General features: G+C 49.1%; 19 protein-coding genes. 10 read left to right on the forward strand and 9 right to left on the reverse strand.

The genetic code is table 11. The annotated features are described in order from the left end of the window. The first annotated feature begins 18 nt into the window (after window positions 1–18). Genes KZ771_RS05335 through KZ771_RS05345 form a run of 3 tightly spaced genes read left to right on the forward strand, consistent with a single transcriptional unit; the run spans window position 19 to window position 3,050 of the window. Entirely contained in the window at window positions 19–1,692 is a 1,674-nt protein-coding gene (locus KZ771_RS05335; RefSeq protein WP_290654595.1) for a carbon starvation protein A, read from the forward strand. 24 nt (window positions 1,693–1,716) lie between these two features. Then, complete coding sequence (locus KZ771_RS05340; protein WP_290569624.1) at window positions 1,717–1,989, forward strand: cory-CC-star protein; 273 nt, start codon at window positions 1,717–1,719, stop codon at window positions 1,987–1,989. A 29-nt stretch (window positions 1,990–2,018) separates the two neighbouring features. Then, window positions 2,019–3,050 (forward strand): ArsA family ATPase, encoded by a 1,032-nt coding sequence (locus tag KZ771_RS05345; RefSeq protein WP_290569623.1) that lies wholly within the window; start codon window positions 2,019–2,021, stop codon window positions 3,048–3,050. On the opposite strand, the gene KZ771_RS05350 is transcribed toward KZ771_RS05345, so the two are convergent. Beyond that, window positions 3,002–3,769, reverse strand: coding sequence for a hypothetical protein (locus KZ771_RS05350; RefSeq protein WP_290569621.1), 768 nt, complete (start codon window positions 3,767–3,769; stop codon window positions 3,002–3,004). The two genes, KZ771_RS05345 and KZ771_RS05350, sit on opposite strands and share 49 nt — an antisense overlap. Before the next feature lie 138 nt (window positions 3,770–3,907). Here KZ771_RS05350 and KZ771_RS05355 point away from each other — a divergent pair, with 138 nt between their 5' ends. From KZ771_RS05355 to KZ771_RS05365, 3 genes are all read left to right on the forward strand, one after another. Next, window positions 3,908–4,912, forward strand: a complete 1,005-nt coding sequence (locus KZ771_RS05355; RefSeq protein WP_290654596.1) for a zinc-binding alcohol dehydrogenase family protein — start codon at window positions 3,908–3,910, stop codon at window positions 4,910–4,912. 93 nt (window positions 4,913–5,005) lie between these two features. Continuing rightward, entirely contained in the window at window positions 5,006–6,166 is a 1,161-nt protein-coding gene (locus tag KZ771_RS05360) for an efflux RND transporter periplasmic adaptor subunit (protein ID WP_290569617.1), read from the forward strand. 12 nt (window positions 6,167–6,178) lie between these two features. Further along, complete coding sequence (locus KZ771_RS05365; protein WP_290569615.1) at window positions 6,179–9,280, forward strand: efflux RND transporter permease subunit; 3,102 nt, start codon at window positions 6,179–6,181, stop codon at window positions 9,278–9,280. Between the two features lie 64 nt (window positions 9,281–9,344). Here KZ771_RS05365 and KZ771_RS05370 read toward each other — a convergent pair whose 3' ends face one another. The 4 genes from KZ771_RS05370 to KZ771_RS05385 form a co-directional block, all read right to left on the reverse strand. Then, entirely contained in the window at window positions 9,345–9,728 is a 384-nt protein-coding gene (locus KZ771_RS05370; protein WP_290654597.1) for a hypothetical protein, read from the reverse strand. 92 nt (window positions 9,729–9,820) lie between these two features. Beyond that, entirely contained in the window at window positions 9,821–11,533 is a 1,713-nt protein-coding gene (locus KZ771_RS05375) for a M28 family metallopeptidase (RefSeq protein WP_290654815.1), read from the reverse strand. Between the two features lie 33 nt (window positions 11,534–11,566). After that, window positions 11,567–12,088, reverse strand: a complete 522-nt coding sequence (locus KZ771_RS05380; RefSeq protein WP_290569611.1) for a DUF192 domain-containing protein — start codon at window positions 12,086–12,088, stop codon at window positions 11,567–11,569. Between the two features lie 69 nt (window positions 12,089–12,157). Continuing rightward, window positions 12,158–13,564 carry a protein adenylyltransferase SelO family protein gene (locus tag KZ771_RS05385; RefSeq protein WP_290654598.1) on the reverse strand — a complete coding sequence of 469 codons (1,407 nt, stop codon included), beginning with the start codon at window positions 13,562–13,564 and terminating at the stop codon, window positions 12,158–12,160. Window positions 13,565–13,637: 73 nt separating this feature from the next. On the opposite strand from KZ771_RS05385, the gene yvcK reads away from it, so the two are divergent. Further along, entirely contained in the window at window positions 13,638–14,534 is an 897-nt protein-coding gene (gene yvcK, locus KZ771_RS05390) for a uridine diphosphate-N-acetylglucosamine-binding protein YvcK (protein ID WP_290654599.1), read from the forward strand. Between the two features lie 17 nt (window positions 14,535–14,551). Here yvcK and dcd read toward each other — a convergent pair whose 3' ends face one another. Continuing rightward, window positions 14,552–15,139, reverse strand: a complete 588-nt coding sequence (gene dcd / locus KZ771_RS05395; RefSeq protein WP_133538255.1) for a dCTP deaminase — start codon at window positions 15,137–15,139, stop codon at window positions 14,552–14,554. A 33-nt stretch (window positions 15,140–15,172) separates the two neighbouring features. Then, the gene (gene apbC, locus KZ771_RS05400) at window positions 15,173–16,171 is read right to left on the reverse strand and encodes an iron-sulfur cluster carrier protein ApbC (protein ID WP_290654600.1); all 999 of its coding nucleotides are present in this window, start codon (window positions 16,169–16,171) and stop codon (window positions 15,173–15,175) included. Window positions 16,172–16,261: 90 nt separating this feature from the next. On the opposite strand from apbC, the gene metG reads away from it, so the two are divergent. After that, window positions 16,262–18,301: a methionine--tRNA ligase gene (metG, locus tag KZ771_RS05405; RefSeq protein WP_290654601.1), complete on the forward strand. Its 2,040-nt coding sequence runs from the start codon at window positions 16,262–16,264 to the stop codon at window positions 18,299–18,301. 10 nt (window positions 18,302–18,311) lie between these two features. On the opposite strand, the gene KZ771_RS05410 is transcribed toward metG, so the two are convergent. Further along, window positions 18,312–18,614, reverse strand: a complete 303-nt coding sequence (locus KZ771_RS05410) for a PilZ domain-containing protein (protein ID WP_290654602.1) — start codon at window positions 18,612–18,614, stop codon at window positions 18,312–18,314. 86 nt (window positions 18,615–18,700) lie between these two features. On the opposite strand from KZ771_RS05410, the gene hspQ reads away from it, so the two are divergent. After that, the gene (gene hspQ / locus KZ771_RS05415; protein ID WP_290654603.1) at window positions 18,701–19,045 is read left to right on the forward strand and encodes a heat shock protein HspQ; all 345 of its coding nucleotides are present in this window, start codon (window positions 18,701–18,703) and stop codon (window positions 19,043–19,045) included. 90 nt (window positions 19,046–19,135) lie between these two features. Next, window positions 19,136–19,504 carry a histidine triad nucleotide-binding protein gene (locus tag KZ771_RS05420; protein ID WP_133538251.1) on the forward strand — a complete coding sequence of 123 codons (369 nt, stop codon included), beginning with the start codon at window positions 19,136–19,138 and terminating at the stop codon, window positions 19,502–19,504. Window positions 19,505–19,520: 16 nt separating this feature from the next. On the opposite strand, the gene KZ771_RS05425 is transcribed toward KZ771_RS05420, so the two are convergent. Next, entirely contained in the window at window positions 19,521–19,976 is a 456-nt protein-coding gene (locus tag KZ771_RS05425) for a hypothetical protein (protein WP_290654604.1), read from the reverse strand.

Genomic DNA, 19,976 nt, shown 5'->3' on the forward strand with positions numbered 1-19,976 from the left:
ACTTAAGAGGCACTGTCCATGAATGCGATCATTGTGATGCTTCTGGGTCTGGGCGCGATGTTCCTCGGTTATGTGTTTTACTCAAAATTCATTGCCGAGAAAATCTACAAGCTTGATCCAAACTTCAAAACACCTGCGCACGAATTCGAAGACGGCGTAGATTTCGTTCCCACCAATAAATATGTTCTTTGGGGTCACCACTTCACTTCAGTTGCCGGCGCAGCGCCTATCATTGGTCCCGCAATTGCCGTTATCTGGGGTTGGGTACCTGCTTTTTTATGGGTGGTATTCGGTACAATCTTTTTTGCCGGCGTACACGATGCCGGTGCTATATGGGCATCAAACCGCAATAAAGCGAAGTCCATGGGTAGCTTGACCGGTGACGTAGTCAGTAAACGCGCGCAAACGTTGTTTATGATCGTTATTTTCCTGGTCCTGTTGATGGTTAATGCAGTATTTGCAACAGCCATTGCAGGGCTGCTGATTAATTTCCCAAGCGCAGTGATTCCGGTCTCGGGAGCCATATTTGTGGCGTTGATTATTGGTCAGATAATCTTCCGCAAATGGATGGGCCTGGGTGCAGTATCGGTGCTGGGTGTTGTTGCCCTTTACGTGCTAATTTGGGTAGGCCCTACCATGCCACTGCAACTACCCGACATGGCAATGGGTTTATCTGACAATGCCCAGTGGATCTTAATCCTGTTTGGTTACGCGGCTATCGCTTCATTACTGCCGGTTTGGGTATTGCTACAACCTCGTGATTACATCAACGGCTTACAATTGTTCATTGGTCTGATTTTGCTTTACGGTGCGGTGTTATTACTGGGGCCGGATATGACTGCTCCTGCCTTTAACAGCAATACACCGGAAGGCACACCGTCAATGCTACCGTTATTGTTCGTTACCATTGCGTGCGGTGCTATTTCCGGTTTCCACGGCTTAGTAGCGTCAGGTACCACCTCTAAGCAGCTGGACAAAGAAACTGACTTACGCTTTGTGGGTTACTTCGGTGCCATTGGCGAAGGTTCATTGTCGCTGGCAACAATCATCGCAGCCTGTGCCGGTTTTGCTACTCTGGCGGACTGGGAAGCGGTCTACAGTTCGTTCGGCCAGGGCGGCGTATCTGCTTTCGTTGAAGGTGGTGCTAACATTATCAGCCAGGGTATTGGTTTGGATGTTGGTATCTCAGAAACCTTATTAACGGTAATGGCAGTATTGTTCGCCGGAACCACCATGGACACAGGCCTGCGCCTGCAACGCTATATCTTCCAGGAATGGGGTAATATTTACGATATTTCCTTTATTCAGAAGCCCGCGGTTGCTACCTTGTTAGCTGTTGGTAGCTGTTTATTACTTGCCTTTGGTGCGGGTGGTGCAGATGGTTCAGGGGGCTTACAAATTTGGCCGCTGTTCGGTACCACTAACCAGCTGTTGGCAGGCCTGACATTGATGGTTATTACGGTAATGCTGGTACGTTTGGGACGCCCCATGTACGTTACACTATTACCGCTAATTTTCTTGCTGATCATGACAGTTTTTGCGCTGGTTATTCAGTTGCAAGGCTTTTATGAGCAAGAGAAGTATTTCTTGTTCTTCTTGGATATCGTGGTACTTATCGCCGCTATCTGGATTATTCTGGAAGCGACCGCTACGCTATCTAAAGTCAGTAAAGAAAATAAAGCCGCTGGTTAGGCTTAAAATATGAGGAGCCGTAACATGAACATTCATTCGATTCGACAATGGTTTGGTCGTGCGAGCGAATTGATGAATGAGTTTTACAATGCGCCCTATCGCTCTGCGATTGCACGAGCTAAGCGCGATGAGGATGATTTGTTCATGTTACTGGTGTTCTCCGAAATGATGGGCGTGCCGAATCCGGCCGCCTACTACACGCTCGAATTACAACCCCTGATGTTGGAACGCTTTCACGAATGGCATCAACGTATGGGCATGGAACATTCCCCGCTTGATCACTTCCGCTGCTGCTAATGCAGTAAGCAAACTAACGGACATCAGCAATGACACAACCTCTTGATCGAAAAGTGCTGCTTGTCGGCGGCAAGGGTGGTGTTGGCAAAACCACCGTATCATCTGCATTAGCTATTTTAGCTGCGCGCCAGGGCAAACGTGTGTTGATCGTGTCGACCGACCCTGCGCACAGTTTGGCCGATGCGTTCGGTACTAACATTGGCGATAACATAACGACGATAAAAGACGGTGTTGATGCACTGGAAATCGACCCCGACAAAGAAGTAAAAACGCATATTCAACGCGTAACTCAGCAAATGAAGCGGTTTACAAAACCGGAGTTATTCCCTGAAATTGAACGACAAATGCGACTGTCGCAGCAATCGCCGGGGGCGCAGGAAGCCGCCTTGCTGGAACGAATTTGCCAAATTATAGAACAGGCTGAACGGGACTATGACTTACTGATTTTTGACACCGCGCCAACCGGTCATACCTTACGTTTGCTCACGTTGCCTGAAGCAATGGCAGCCTGGACTCAGGGTATGTTACGTTCGCAACACCGCTCGGAGGAATTTGAGGGAGTATTAAAACACCTTGCCCCCAAAGCCGGTAAAGATGTTGCTAATCCAATGGCGAATCCTGATGAGCATGCCACTGAAGGAATGACCGATCGCACTAAAGCTATAACCGAGCAATTGTTAGAGCGTCAGCGGCTATTCCAACGCACGCGGCGGCTGTTGCAAGACCCGGATTATACCGGCATCTTGTTTGTTTTGACGCCGGAACGCCTGCCCATACAGGAAACCGAGCGTGCATTAGAGGCTCTCGCCAAAGAGAAGTTACCCATTGCCGGGGTCATTATTAACCGCATTTTACCCGACGATGCTGACGGTGAATTTTTAGCGAGACGGCGGGTTCAACAGCAAAGCTATCTTGAGGAAATAGACCAGCGCTTTAAGCACTGGCCTAACCATCGATTACCCTTACTTACTGAGGATCCGCAGGGCCTGGTAGCGCTCGAGTCGTTTGCTGATCAGTTGGCGCTGACGCGACTTACTGATGCGGTATCCAAGACCGAATAATCGGTATATTCGCGAATGGTGTGGTTGCTAAAATCCTTAAAATAAAGGTAGCTGCCCGCCATTTTCTCTTCTGTCTGTTTGGGCACATAAAACGTTGTGCCCTTGTCAGTGATGGGCATTAGCTCAATCTGCATTTCGAAGTTTTCCAGGGTCACAGACATCGCCGGCGAAAAAGACTCCTTAAGTGTGATACTGAGCCCTGCGGGCGAGTGGCTATTCGGACTTAAATAAAGATTACCCTGTAACTTATCGTCATGCTCGCTGAACTTATCTAGATACGGCGTAAACGTATAAGCCAGCACCTGCTGTTGCCGCCACTCTTGCTCGCCCACATAAACCAGTGTATCTGCCTGGATCATATCGCTCAGTGACAACTTGATACTTTGCTGATCCTGATCCTCGGTATCCTGTGTTTGTTGCCCGGACTGCCACTCGTCATTCTTCATCTGCTGATATTCAGTTAAACGCTGAGTGGTTGGCTTCTCACCATTTTCTGATAGTAAGGTCCAGCCATGACTGTCCGGTAAAGGCCGATAGCGTTCACGCATGGTACGCTCGCCAAAGTCGGAATGACGCTGGTAAGCAAATTCAACCGCGCTTTGCTTTTTGAGCTGTTGAATCGCTGACTTCGCTTTGTCGACCTGTGCATCAGACGCCATAACAGGGGCCGCACTGAGTAATAATCCAGCACTGAAAACCGTGGCTACTTTTAGGTTCATTAACTTATCTCTATTTTTTATGGTTTGGTTTTTTATCATTAACCGATCGAAAACCTGTCATTTCACCGTATTATAAACGTTTATATAATTGTTTCTTGGCTTTTACCCAAGCTTACGTTAATCACAGGAGTACACACAATGAAAGCCGTTGCATACCAGCAGTCCCTTCGCATCGATCAGCCTGAGGCCTTGCTTGATGTTGAGCTCGACGCTCCCGAGCCATCAGACAATGACTTGCTGGTAAAAGTTTCCGCGGTGGCAGTTAATCCGGTAGATACCAAGGTGCGCCAGCGCGCCGCCCCCGAGCAGGGGTACAAAGTATTGGGTTGGGATGCCGTCGGCGAGATTATCGATATGGGTAAAAATGTAACCGGCTTCCAGCCGGGTGATCGTATCTGGTACGCAGGCGATGTCACCCGCCCCGGCTGCAACGCTCAGCAGCATGTAGTTGACTACCGAATAGCGGCGCACGCGCCAACATCGCTGGACGATAGCCAGGCGGCTGCCATGCCGTTAACCAGTATCACTGCGTTTGAGCTGCTGTTCGACCGTTTACAACTTGACCAGCACAGTAATGAACGAACGCTACTGATCATTGGCGCTGCCGGAGGTGTGGGTTCGGTTATGGTGCAGTTAGCCAAACAATTGACTTCGGCACGTGTTATCGCCACCGCATCCCGCCCCGAGTCAAAACAGTGGGTAACAGCACTCGGTGCCGATTTGGTTATCGACCATAGCGCCCCACTCGCTGCACAACTTAGCGAAGAAGATACAGTAACCGATGTCGCACTACTAACCCACAGCGACCAATATTTTGATGACGTGATTGAGCTCATCCAGCCGCAGGGGCGCATTGGCATTATTGATGACCCTGCCTCACCATTGGATATAACGCGGCTAAAACAAAAGAGCCTGAGTTTGCACTGGGAGTTCATGTTTACCCGCGCCATGTTTGAGACCCATGATATTAAGGCTCAGGGGCGTCTGCTGAGCCAAATTTCTGCGTTAGTCGATAATGGTCAGTTACGCTCAACCTTGGGTAAGAACATGGGAGAGTTGAACGCAGAAAATTTAATTAAGGCACATGCTGAAGTCGAATCGGGTAAAACGATTGGCAAAATCGCCTTAACAGTGCCGCAATAATCAATCTGGCAGACATTTAAATTTTACAAACATACAGGCATGTATGTATAATCACCGCGTTAAAATTAGTATAGAATCAACTAGAGGTAATGGATGAACAAACGACAAAAGCTCGTACCCCTTGTTGTCGCCGGTCTATTTGCGACGGCCACATTAACTGCGTGCAGTGATGATAACTCAGCGCAAGCTCAGCAGGGGCAACAACGCCCTGCCCCGGCCGTTGAAATTATTACAGTGCAACCAGAGGCGGTGGAGGTTTCAACCCAGTTACCGGGGCGTACATCGGCTTATCGGGTCGCGCAAGTCCGTCCCCAGGTTAGCGGTGTGCTACTGGAACGCAAGTTTGAAGAAGGTACTTACGTCGAACGCGGTCAACAGCTTTATCAAATTGATCCCGCGGTGTACGAAGCTGAAGTGGCCAGCGCACGCGCCGAAGTAGAGCGGACAAAAGCGGTTCTGCGGAGTTCTGAGCTTCGCTACAAACGCTTTGAAGAGTTGCTGCAGGAAAATGCTGTTAGCCAGGACGAGTTCGATACCGCCGAGGCCACTTTCTTTGAAAACAAAGCAGCGGTTGCACTGGCAGAAGCACAACTGAAGAACGCAGAAATCAATCTTGAATACACCAACGTTAATGCGCCTATTAGCGGTATTGTCGGCCGTTCTAACTTTACCGAAGGTGCTTTAGTGACGGCCTCACAAGCTGAGCCATTAGTCACTATCAATCAACTTGATCCGATTTATGTGGACATTAGCCAGTCAAGTAAAGCATTTTTGCAACTAAAAGCCGATATTGAATCTGGCCATATCGAGGCAAACCCAGATGGTAATGCGCCGGTTCGTTTGAACCTCAACGGTCTGGACTATGACCAACAAGGCGAGCTGTTGTTCTCTGAGGTTACCGTTGATGAAGATACCGGCGCTATTTTGCTGCGCGCTGAATTTCCTAATCCGGACAATGAATTGTATCCGGGTATGTTTGTTCGCGCCGCTGTCAGCGAAGGCACGCTCAATCAGGCACTGTTAATTCCACAACAGGCAGTTACACGTGACCCGCGTGGTCGTCCTTATGTGATGATTGTGGCTGACGGTAACAAAGTTGAACAACGTATGATTGAGACCGAGCGAGCCATCGGCAGTGACTGGCTGGTTAGTAGTGGTATCGAAGCAGGCACAAAAGTGATCACGTCTGGCTTGCAGAATATTCAGCCCGGTGCTCAGGTGCGTATCGATAACTCAAGCACAGAACAGCAGTAAGGGAGTTCTGACATGGCAAAGTTTTTCATTAACCGGCCTATATTTGCTTGGGTAATCGCATTGTTGACGATGATGGCAGGCGCGATTTCTATGTTGCAATTGCCGATCGCACAATACCCGACAATAGCGCCACCGGCGGTTGAGATTCAATATAACTACCCCGGCGCTAACGCAGATACCGTGGCCAATACCGTAACCAAGGTTATTGAGCAAAACATGACGGGTATTGATAACCTGTTGTATTTTTCCTCGCAGAGTAACTACGGTAACGGTAGCATCAGTCTGACATTTGCATCGGGTACTGACCCGGACATTGCGCAGGTACAGGTTCAGAATAAACTCTCTCAGGCCACCCCGCAGTTGCCGCAGGAAGTGCAGGCACAGGGGATTACTGTAAGTAAGTCCAGTAGCTCGTTTTTGATGGTCGTCGCTCTGGTTGCCAATGACGATCGCTTCACACAAACGGACTTAAGTGATTATATTGCGACCAACCTGCAAGACCCCATTTCGCGCACCACCGGCGTGGGTAACGTTCAGCTATTCGGTGCGCCATATGCCATGCGCATTTGGATCGACCCGGCAGCGATGGTCAATTATGGTTTGTCGATGGCAGAAGTTAAAGAGGCCATCCGCGCACAAAATGCGCAGGTTGCCGCGGGTGAGCTAGGCGGTACGCCGGCCGTTGAGGGACAGCGTCTTAACGCAACGATTATTGCGCAAACGCGGATGTCCGATCCTGAGCAATTCGAAAACATTACCCTGAAAGTGTTGCCTGATGGTTCACAAGTACGAATGCGCGATGTTGCCGAGGTTGAGCTGGGAGCGGAAAACTACTCCATTAACGCCAATTACAACGGCAAGCCGGCAACCGGCCTGGCTATTAATCTGCAAACTGGTGCTAATGCATTGGAAACGGCAGAAGCCGTTAAAACAAGGCTGGATGAGCTGGAGCAGTTCTTCCCGGATGGCATGGAAATGGTAACGGCCTATGACACCACGCCGTTTATTAAAATATCCATCTCGGAAGTTGCGCAGGTATTAATCGAGGCGATAATTCTGGTGTTCCTGCTAATGTTCGTGTTCTTGCAGAACCTGCGGGCAACACTGATTCCTACCTTAGCTATTCCGGTGGTCATTTTAGGCACCATGGGTGTGCTTTCATTGGCAGGCTTCTCGATAAATACCCTGACCATGTTCGGTATGGTGCTGTCGATTGGCTTGTTGGTTGACGATGCCATTGTTGTGGTAGAAAACGTCGAACGACTGATGGCCGAAGAAGGACTGTCGCCTAAACAGGCAACCATTAAGTCAATGGGACAAATTACCGGTGCACTGGTCGCTATCGGTGTGGTAATGGCGGCAGTATTCGCGCCTATGGCATTCTTTCCGGGCTCGACGGGTGCGGTCTATCGCCAATTCTCGTTAACCATCATTACCTCTATGGGACTATCCGTATTGGTCGCGATTATATTCTCGCCTGCGCTTTGTGCGACCTTGCTGAAGCCGGTCAAACACAACAAAAGCGACGGTTGGGGGCCACTTGGCTGGTTTAACCGAACGCTAGAAAAAGCGACGGTAAAATACACCAACTCGGTGCATGGCATTTTACGCCGTTCATTGCGTGTTGGGCTTCTGTATCTGGGCATTATTGCCATACTGGCTTTCTTATTCACACGCTTACCGTCGGCATTTTTGCCGGAAGAAGACCGCGGCGTATTTTTAACCCAAATGAACCTACCGGTTGGCTCAACTCTTGAGCAGTCCAATGCGGTGATGGATAAAATCGAGAACTATTACTTAAATCAGGAAGATGCTGTACAGTCAGTTTTCTCAGTAGTAGGTTTCAGCTTCTCCGGTCGCAGCCAAGCCAATGGTATAGCCTTCGTGCGGTTAAAAGACTGGTCAGAGCGTGACGAGAGCCAAAGCGTACAAGCAGTTATTGGACGTGCATTTGGCTTCTTCTCGACTGTAAAAGAGGCGATGATTTTTGCCTTTAACTTACCGCCTATTCCAGAGCTTGGCACCGCCAGTGGTTTCGACATGTATCTGCAAGATCGTGGCAACCTTGGCCATGCAAAACTCATGGAGGCGCGTAATCAGTTGCTTGGAATGGCAGCGCAGAGTGATTTGCTGACGCAGGTTCGACCCAATGGTCTGGAAGATGCACCGCAGCTTAAAATCGATATTGATTTTGAAAAAGCACAAGCGTTAGGTCTGACCATCGCCAGTATTAACGATACGCTAAGCACTGCGTGGGGTTCCGCCTACGTAAATGACTTTATTGACCGTGGCCGTGTTAAACGCGTTTATGTCCAGGGTGAAGCAGATGACCGTATGCTGCCTCAAGATATCAATGAGTGGTATGTGCGCAATAACCAGGGCGATATGGTGCCATTTAGCTCCTTCTCCAGCTGGGAGTGGACCTATGGTGCACAACGTATCGAGAGTTATAACGGCGTACCTGCACTGAATATTCAGGGTCAGGCCGCTGCAGGCGTGAGTACCGGTGCGGCGATGACCGAAATGGAGCGCTTAGTCAGTCAACTGCCACAGGGCACCGCCTACGAGTGGACTGGGATCTCACTGCAAGAGCGCCAATCAGGTGATTTTGCTCCGATCCTGTACACCATCTCGCTAGTGGTTGTATTCCTGTGTTTGGCTGCACTTTATGAAAGCTGGTCAATACCGTTCTCGGTCATGTTAGTGGTACCACTGGGTATTCTTGGTGCAGTGCTCGCGGTTATGCTGCGCGGTATTGCCAACGACGTTTACTTCCAGGTTGGTTTGCTGACCACGGTGGGTGTGTCGGCTCGTAACGCTATTCTTATTGTTGAATTCGCCAAAGACTTGCAGGAACAGGGTAAAGAACTGTTGGATGCAACACTGGAAGCGGTTCGCTTGCGTTTACGTCCAATCCTAATGACGTCGTTAGCCTTTATTATGGGCGTTATGCCGCTTGCGCTAAGTGACGGCGCCGGTGCTGCCAGCCGTAATGCTATTGGTACCAGTGTTATCGGTGGCATGATTGGCGGTACAGTGCTTGCGATATTCTTCGTACCCTTGTTCTTTTATGTGGTACGCCGGATCTTTCCTCCTAAGACAGAAACGGAATAAGGTTCTGCTGATAATAAAAAACCCCGGGCTTCACACCCGGGGTTTTTTAATGGCTTAATAATAATTAACGTTTATTATCATCGTCCATTTTTTCGTACTCCCCTTCAATAATATCCGGGTCGTTTTCATTTTGTGTCCGTTGTTGCTGTTGCTGATATTGCCGCTTACTCTCTTCAAACTGAGCTTTGGCCTGCTTCCGTAATTGCCAAAATTGTTTTATCGCATGGCGTTGCTTCCACATGACGGGAATCATCAGGATGGCACCAATAATGAGAATAAACACACCAAAGGTGACCGCTAACCCCAAAAATACCAGCAATAAAAAAAGGCCCAGCATACGACTGAGCCAGTTACCACCGGAGCCTCTGTTGGGACCGCCTGGTCCACCTGACCCCGAATAACGGCCTTGGTTGAAGCGAATATAAACTTGTCTTCGCTGATCGCTCATGACTACTCCTGTTAACAGTCTCTATTTACTAGACCACAGAATTGGCGTCATGTTCAACCTTGGCCGCTCGGTTTTTTGCGTTAACGCAACGACTAGTTGCGTTCTTCTTCGGTTGCTTTACGTGCCGCTTCAAACTCATTACCGTCAGCCCATTGCGGCCAATCGCGTGAATTGGCCAACTGCCAGCCCAGCTTGAAAAAAGCAGACATATCCTGCTGCGCACCCCGTAAATCCCAGTTTGGATCATACTCATCAGCGGGCTTGTGATAAGCCTCAGCGACATATTTCGCACGCTGCTCTTCGGTCCACTCTTTGCCTTTAGTTATGTGATCATTATTGCCACCTTCCGCATACAGCATAGGCACGCCTTTTTTGGCTAAACTAAAATGGTCTGAGCGGTAAAAGAAACCAGCTTCCGGCGTTGGATTCGGCGCTAAATAACGATCCTGTTCCTCTATGTAAGGCTTAAGGTACTGATCCATTTCGCTGTTGCCATAACCGATAACGACCATGTCTTTGACCGGGCCATAAACATTCATCAGATCCATATTGATACCACCAACGGCCTGACTCAGCGGCAACATGGGCTCTTCCGCATACCATTTAGAACCAAGTAAACCACTTTCTTCAGCACCAACGGCAAGGAACACGATCGAACGTTCCGGCTGAGGTTGCTGCGAGAATTTTTCCGCCAGTGCCAACAAACCTGCAGTTCCGGTCGCGTTGTCCTGAGCGCCATTATAGATTGGGTCATCTTCGCGCACCGGGTCGGTACCCAGATGGTCATGGTGAGCCATGTAAATAACGTGTTCTTGCGGATACTTGCTACCCTCGATATAACCGACCACGTTGTAGGCGCTCAGTTCTTCGAATTTGTTTTTGACCGAAACGTTAGCCTGGACATTTAATGGCATTGCCTCAAAGTCGTCACTTAAGGCCATTTGCCGCGCTTCATCAACTGACATATCCAACTGTGCGAACAAGTCTTGCGCGCTGTCGAGCGTCATCCAGCCTTCAACTTTTGCCCGATCCATGTTGTTATTTTCTTTCTTCAGGTCGTAGCGCACCGGCGAACCGCTGGCAACAACGCCCCAGCCATAACCTGCCGGACCGGTCTCGTGAATGATAATAGCCCCGGCAGCGCCTTGTCGTGCTGCTTCTTCATATTTATAAGTCCAACGACCATAGTAGGTCATGGCGTTGCCATTAAACAGTTCAGGATCTTGCGTGGCATAACCGGGGTCATTAACGAACATCACCACCGTTTTGCCTTCTACATCAAGCCCCTCGTAGTCATTCCAATTGTACTCCGGCGCCACAATCCCGTATCCAACAAATACCATGTCGCTGTTTTCTACCGCTACCTCGTCGGTAACCTGCATCGTCCAGGCCATCATTTCGGTGCGGTATTTCATGGTGTCCGGCGCGTTTTCACCGCTAAAAGTCATGTCGCTGACCTGGTAAGGCATAATCTTGACTAGCGGTACTGACTGCCGATAGCTGCCGGTTTCACTGTTATAAGGCTTCAAGCCCCACTCTTTAAAGTGATTTTCGATAAACGACACGACCTTCTCTTCACCCTCGGTTGACGGTTCCCGCCCGGCGAATTCGTCTGCTGAGATTGTTTCAAGGTAGTCACGGTAATTGGGGTTAAATGCTGAGCCTTCCAGATCCGGTTGTTGCGCCGTCTGGCTTTGCTGTTCAGGCTCTGCAACGGAAGTTTCTGATTGTGCTTCACTGGTTTGCTGCTGACCGCAAGCGGCCAGTACACTGGCAGCAATGGCTGTGAAAATAAATGTTCTCATCATTGTCCCTGGTCCTTTATTTTTATCATGGTGTTACTGCAAAAGTTCGTCGCATTGCTGGCCGTCCTCGACTGAGCCAACAATGGTTACGCGGTCGCCAAGCCGAATATCATGGTCGGCAAAAAATCCCGCGTTCATCTCCAACGCATATTGATAGTTTTTACCCGGCGCATAACTACGGCACTGGCTGGGATCATCACTGCCACAGGGGAGCATGGTAAAAGTCTTAACGACTTCGCCACGTGCGTTTAAATAAGCAATATCCAGTGGAATCAGTGTTTGGTACATCCAAAACCCGGAGCTGCCCGGACGCACCTGAGGATAACGAAACAACATCCCTTCAAACGTTCCCAGCGATTCCCGCTGCATTAGTCCACGGGCATGTTGCGCCGTCGTATCGGCCAACTCAACCGTTAACGGTTGCTGTAAATTACCCAGGCAAATATTTGTCGTATCAAACGATTGTGGTGCAGGTACCTGCCATTGCTGTGCCGATACCCAAAACGAAAAAACACTCAAAACAATCGCGATTGTGCTTGTTCTAACAACGGCCATGTGCCCGCCCATGATATTATTATTTGTGTTCGATTTTGTACTATACACCTTAAAAGCGCAACCGCCAGGCTAACTCGAGCAAGACAGACTGCCCGCCTCAATCTCCTCTGCCGGAGGTTGAGCCCAACTATCATTCAGATGCTTGCGATCAAAAGGTGTCGTTAACGCCTGCAAATACTGATTCAATGGCGCTTCATCACCCTGCTCTGCCGCATTAATCACTTGGGTTAACAAATGAGTGCGTAAGGTCACCACGGGGTTCGCCGCCTGCATAGATTCAATATCAGGCTCGTCGACTGTCGCTCGATAGTCTGCCAGCCAGTCTTTAGCGACCAACGCCAATTCGTTAACTTTATCGGAGTGCTGCAGTAGTTGCTCTAACTCAACAAAGCTGCGGTTATAATCTAATTGTTCCTGCTCTAGTAACGCCAGCCAACTTGCAATCAATGGCCTTGCCTGATCCGTTTCCACCGATGTAAGCCCCAGCCGTTGCCGCATCTGGTTAAAATAGCACTGCTGTATAAAAGGTTCGTACTCGTCCAGCACCTCGGTAAACTCAGTCACATCCATACTAGCGCTTAAAGCAACCTGCAGTCGCTGCAGGTTCCAACGACCGATACCGGGTTGTTGCATAAAGCCATAACGACCACCCTGATCGGTATGATTAAAAATCTTATCCGGCAGGTACCGATCAAACATGGCATACGGGCCGAAATCAAAGGTCTCGCCCACTAAACTCATATTATCGGTATTCATAACTCCATGGATAAAACCGTAGGCCTGCCACAGCGCAATCATAACTGCGGTACTTTGCATAACCTGGCGAAATTGCTGTTTTCGCGTCGAATTTTTAAGCGATGGCCAGTGGCGCTCGATAACGTAATCCCACAGCTGCAGTTGGGTATCCGCAAGGTTCCGGTAATAACAATGTTCAAAATGACCAAAACGCACGTGGGTAGAGGCAACACGCAGCAGCATCGCGCCGGGCTCCAGCTGCTCGCGTTGTATTTGTCCCCCGGTGCGGGTCAACAGCAACGCCCGTGTGGTCGGTATACCTAACGCGGCAAAGGCTTCACTGGCCAGATATTCCCGTATCGACGAGCGTAACACCGCACGGCCATCACCACCACGTCCGTACGGCGTCGGGCCTGCGCCTTTTAGGTGCAGGTCTCGATAGTATCCATCGGGGGTTTTAATTTCACCCAGCAACAGCCCACGACCATCGCCCAGATACGGATTAAAGTGGCCAAATTGATGGCCTGCATATTTCTGAGCTAAAGGCGCGAGCGCCGGCCAGGGTATTTCTCCATCTAGCTGCGCCACAAGTTGCGCAGGTTTGATGTCATCCCCGCCTAATGCGCGCCAAAGTGAGTGATTAAACAACACTGAGGTCGATTCGCCGTCAGCAACAATGCGCTGTTGATGAACCAGCGCCGGGAACTTTTTTCCATATTCGTTAACAAACTGTAAACTCATAGACTCTTTTCTTGCTGGATAATAAACTGTTTAGCATTATCTGCTTACGACAAAACAGCAAAAGGATTGTTGCATGCAAATTACGGCGTTACGCCGCATAACAGCGATTGGTGGCGGTCACGGTTTAGGCCGCGTACTCTCTACGCTGGCGTTTTTAAAGCACAGATTAATCGGCGTTGTGGCTACCACCGATAACGGCGGCGCTACCGGCTTATTACGTGAATCCCATCATACCATTGCCTGGGGGGATATCCGCAATTGTCTGTCGCAATTAGTCGAGCAACCGCTGGCAGCGGACGTGCTAAACTTTCGTTTTGAGGGCGAAACCTCCCTTGCCGGGCATAATTTGGGCAATTTATTGTTGTATACGCTGGATCAGGTTAGTGCACGTCCCATTGACGGTATCCAGTTACTGAGTCGTTTGCTTAACGTTAACACGCGCCTTTTACCTATGTCTGAGTGCCCCACTGATCTGGTTGCAACAACGGCCGAAGACTTTGAGTGCCACGGCGAAATCCTTATCGATAAATTGGAGCATATGCCGAAGAGATTAAGCCTGTCGGCGCAAGCTCACGCTACCCCCGAAGCAGTCCGGCACCTATACAACAGCGAGTTGATTATCCTGGGGCCGGGTAGTTTTTTGACCTCGGTACTGCCGCCATTCCTGGTGGCTGATATTGCGGAGGCTCTGCGCAAAACTCAGGGTAAAGTCGTTTTTATCGATAACCTGGTGCACGAAAAAGGTCCGGCCGGCGCCTTGAGTGTGAGTGAAAAACTGGAGTTTCTGAACGCACACATTGGTCATGACGTGGTTGACTTAGTGTTATCCAACCACCACGACCCCGAGCTTAAAAAACCGCGGATTGACGGGCTTACCGCCGACCCGGAGGTGCACTACCGGCACGCACCCGAGTCGTTACTACAACAGCTTGACCGGGCCGTGGCCACGTTATTCCGCCAGAGTGCTTGAGCTAGCCGCCGCTGTAGTTAACCACCATCAGCCGAAATCCGCGATGCCACGGCACCATGCTGATCGCGGTATTTTGCGTCAACGCGTTTGTTGTAGGGGCGCTCGCACGGTCCGCTGAGACGTTCAAAGCTAATTGCGCCGATTTTCATACCGGGTCGTAACGCCAACGGTAATTTGCCGCTATTATAAAACTCCAACACAATTTGACCAGACCAGCCCGGATCGATGCGATGCGCGGTAACGTGAACCATGAGTCCCAGTCTTGCCAACGAAGAGCGACCATCAAGCCAGCCCACCATGTCTTCCGGCAGGCGGATTGACTCATGCGTAACAGCCAGGGCAAATTCCCCCGGGTGGATAAAAAATGCTTGTTCCGGCCGCAATTTAATTTCGTCACTCATGACTTCCTGAATTGCCTGTTCAATGGCTTCCCGCGAGCCACTAATATCGATGTAAGGCGCCGTGTGATCCTGCAACACACGAAACTCAGAGCCCAGATGAATATCCAGTGTTACGCCCGAAATATTTTGTTTCTGTGGCGCCGGCTCAACACCAATAATGCCTTGCTCTAAAAACTGTTCAATTTCTTTATCATTTAATCGCATGGCGCTTCCCTATATAACCGATTGCTGTCGATATTACACATTTTTGTCGGCTTGATGGTAAATTCTTGCTGCTATTTTGGCGGCGGTTTGCTTAATTAGTTGACTGAAGTTGTGCTCCGGTTGCTCAATAAGCAACGGCCGCTCGTGATCCAGACTATCACGAAACGCGGTTGTTAAAGGCCACTGGGCTAACAATTCCACGCCGTGCGAAGCAGCAATATTAGCACCACCCCCGCTACCAAATATTGCCTCCTGATGACCGCACTGGCGGCATTCATAAAAGCTCATATTCTCCAGCACACCCAATAATGGAATATTCAGCTTATCAAACATCGCTATGCCCTTTTCAGCATCTCGCAAGGCTACCGTTTGCGGCGTTGTAACAACCACAGCTGCCGTTACCGGTAGCTTTTGTGCCATCGTCAACTGGATATCCCCGGTGCCCGGCGGCATATCCACGATTAAATAGTCCAGTGGTTGCCACTGCGTATCACGATAAAGCTGCTGCAGTGCGCTACTGGCCATGGGCCCCCGCCAGATGGTGGCGTCATCATCCTTAACCAAATAGCCCAGCGAATTTACCTGCACACCAAAGCGTTCCATTGGCACCATTTTATTGCGCTCGTTGATAACTAGCTCATGCTCATCACGCCCGAGCATAGTCGGTATCGAGGGTCCATAAATATCGGCATCCAGCAGCCCAACGCGGGCACCAAGCTGCTGCACGCCTAACGCCAGCGCAACACTAACAGACGATTTACCGACACCGCCTTTACCTGACGAAACCACGATCACGTTGCCCGTTGTCAGTGGCAGTTCAGGCTGCGAGTTAGGCATTTTTTTTATATTTACCTTAACCTCCCAATCATAATCGCTGCTACCGGGATGCTGATTGAGTTGTGCGTTAACCGCCTCGATATCAGCGGCAAATGGCAGTGTCAAAGTCGCTTGCCTGCTGTCATTATCCACGCTCACCCATTGATTGGATATACCAGCGGGTAAGTCGATAGAATTTTCAGAAAACTGTGCCATCAGCCACCTCTTGGCTCTGTGTATCATGCGCGTCCTATGATAATATTTTACTACGTAAATTAATTAACCGTAATGGAAGCAGATTCTCGCATGAGCCATAGCGAACGTAAAATTTTAGTGACCAATGCTTTGCCCTATGCCAACGGGCCTATCCATATTGGCCATTTATTGGGCTACATCCAGGCGGATATTTGGGTGCGCTTTCAAAAGCTGCGCGGTAACGAGTGTCATTATATGTGTGCCGATGATGCACACGGCACGCCCATCATGCTTAAAGCGCAGCAATTAGGTATTACCCCTGAGCAAATGATCGGCGACATGCAAAAGTCACATGAAGACGACTTTGCCGGCTTTAATATTGGTTTTGACCATTATTACAGCACCCATAGTGAGGAAAACCGCGAGTTAGCCGAAACCATATACACACGCTTAGACAAAGCCGGGCACATAAAAACCGAGGTCATTGAGCAGCTTTACGATCCGCAAAAAGAAATGTTTTTGCCGGATCGTTTTGTAAAAGGCGAATGTCCGGATTGTGGTGCTGATGATCAGTATGGTGATAACTGCGACGTCTGTGGTGCCACTTATGCGCCTACGGATTTAAAGAATCCTCGTTCTGTGGTTTCGGGAGCAACTCCGGAAATGCGTCAATCCGAGCATTACTTTTTCGATTTGCCGGCGTTTGGCGACATGCTTAAAAGCTGGACTCGTTCCGGCTCGCTGCAAAGCGAAATGGCAAACAAGTTAAACGAATGGTTCGAGCAAGGACTGCAACGTTGGGATATTTCGCGCGACGCGCCCTATTTCGGCTTTAAAATTCCGGGCACCGAAAATAAATACTTTTACGTTTGGCTGGACGCCCCTATCGGCTATATGAGCAGCTTTAAAAACTACTGCGATACGACCGGCAAAGCGGTTTGGGACGACTACTGGCAAGCGGACAGTCAAGCCGAAGTTTATCACTTCATTGGCAAGGACATCATATACTTCCACAGCTTGTTCTGGCCAGCGATGTTAAAGGGCGCAGACTTCCGCCAGCCAACCAACGTCTGGGCGCACGGTTTCATCACCGTCAACGGTACCAAAATGTCGAAGTCGAAGGGCACCTTTATAAAAGCGCGTACCTACCTTGACCACTTAAACCCGGAGTATCTGCGTTATTATTTTGCTGCCAAGCTAACCAGCCGAATTGACGATTTGGATTTAAACCTAACTGACTTTGCACAACGAGTTAACTCAGATCTGGTCGGTAAAGTTATTAATATTGCCAGCCGCTGTGCCGGTTTTATCAGCAAAAAATTCGATGGCCGTCTATCCAGCGACATCGCCGATGCGACCTTGTTGGAAGACTTTCAGCAAGCAGGTACGCAAATTGCTGAGTATTACGAGCAGCGCGAATTTGCTAAAGCGATGCGCGACATCATGGCACTGGCCGATCGCGCCAACCAGTATATTGCCGACAAAGAGCCATGGCAGTTAATCAAACAGCCGGATCATGAGAACGAAGTTCATGACATTTGCTCGCTGGGCATTAACCTATTCCGTCTGCTAATGATCTATTTGACGCCGGTGGTACCGGAATTATCTAAATCAGTGCAGAACTTTTTAAATGATCGCTTTAGTTGGGACAGTCATCGTAGCGCTTTGACTAATCACCCGATTAATAAATTTAAAGCGTTAATGCAACGCGTCGAAATGGATGATATTAACGCTATGTTAGAGGCGTCTAAAGAACAACAGCAGGCTCAAGCATCAGCAGCACCTGCCGTTGCTAATGATGAATTAAAGAAAGAGCCACTGGCAGAGCAAATCAGTTTTGACGAATTCGCCAAGGTTGATCTGCGCGTCGCGCTGATTGCGAATGCTGAACACGTCGAAGGCGCAGACAAGTTGTTAAAGCTGACACTGGATTTAGGCGGTGAGCAGCGTCAAGTATTTGCCGGAATAAAGTCCGCTTATGCGCCGGAAAAATTGATTGGGCAGTTGACGGTAATGGTCGCCAACCTAGCGCCACGCAAAATGCGTTTTGGTATGTCCGAAGGTATGGTGCTGGCAGCAGGCCCCGGGAAGGACGAAATTTACATTCTTAATCCGCATGATGGTGCCAAGCCCGGCATGCGAGTGATGTAACAGTCTTGGGCTATAACAGCTCGGTTATCTTACAGCCGAGCTGATAGTCGCCCTCTTCCAGACGTTGGCTACGTACGACTTCGGCTTTGGCTTTAAATGCCGGAACCTTTCCGGCTTTTATATAAATAACAACTGACTCGCCTTGCTCGACAGGGCTCTGCAAATGCAACGATGCTCCTGTTGCACTCAAGTCCAGGCATATTGCATCCAATACCTGCTCGTGATCGCCCCCTTCATCATAGCCAACAATAACTTTTGCCTCAGCATTCACCGACATACGCATAAAATCCCGGTTTTCATCGTTATTTAGCATGACTATTTCCTCAAACTTTACATTTTTATAGTTCAGTTTTAGCACGCTCGTGCCGATAAGAAAACAGCAATCAAATTAGGGAAAATATGATGTCGGTCTCACAACAGGGTGCACATGCTATGGTTCGCGCTAAATTTGCTATCGGTCAGCTGATTACACATTCACTTTATGGTTACCGTGGGGTCATTATTGATGCCGACCCAGAGTTCAGTCTATCGAATGATTGGTATGAGCGTATGGCGACCACGCGGCCTTCAAAACAACAACCCTGGTATCACGTACTGGTAAATAACTCGTCCATCCAAACCTATGTCTGTGAATCCAGCCTGGAGCCTGACTTTACCGAACAGGCCATTCAGCATCCGATGGTTGATATTGTTTTTTCCGGCCGCAGCCATGGCCACTATGTGTTAGCAGATAAAATCAACTAAATAACGCAGAACGATTGCCCGATGTGCGCTGTATCAGTACCATGGAATTCAGTAAGTTACAGCCTATGTCATTAAATCAAGGAATGCGTTATGGCCGAAGAAACGATATTTAGCAAGATCATCAATCGCGAAATTCCCGCTGACATCGTCTACGAAGATGATGTCGCTCTGGCGTTTAAAGATATTAATCCACAGGCGCCTGTGCACCTACTGATTATTCCTAAAAAGCCTATTGCTACCGTTAATGATATCGAGGACGAGGATGCTGCTATCGTTGGCCACCTGTATGTGGTTGCCGGCAAGCTTGCTGTGCAACACGGTTTCGCCAAAGATGGTTATCGCTGTGTTATGAATTGTAACGAACACGGTGGCCAAACCGTTTACCATATTCATCTGCATTTATTGGCAGGCAAAGCAATGGGCTGGCCACCTTACACTGATACATTAAAAAACGCTTAATAGACGCGTTAACCTATTAGGGTCGATAGCGCGGGTCAAGAATTTGATCAACGCGCCATTGGCCTTTCTCTTTAACCAGCACAACGTCACGGCTATCCTTGACGTTCTCGCCATTGTATTGACCATCAAATATAACCGTAGCCCTTCGCTCCTCTTTTTTATTGAGATAAGGAACTATGGATTCCGCCTCGATAGTAAGTTTAACTTGCTCATAATAGCGACCCAGGACATAGCGTTCCACGCCATTTAAGGTCGCATAATGATCAATCAAGCCATCCATTCTCTCCGACGCGAAATACTTTGCCTTATTCAGATCATCATCACGATAGATTGATTGATAAAACCCTTTAACGGCTTGTGTCTCTTCAGTATCGGCGTCACCGTCACTAAAAAAGTCGCGGTCTACTTCTTTGCACCCGCCAAGCAAAATAATGCTTAATAAGCACAAAAACATACCGGCTTTTATGTGCAT

This window comes from Idiomarina sp., assembly GCF_019431395.1.
Classification (GTDB): Bacteria; Pseudomonadota; Gammaproteobacteria; order Enterobacterales; family Alteromonadaceae; genus Idiomarina.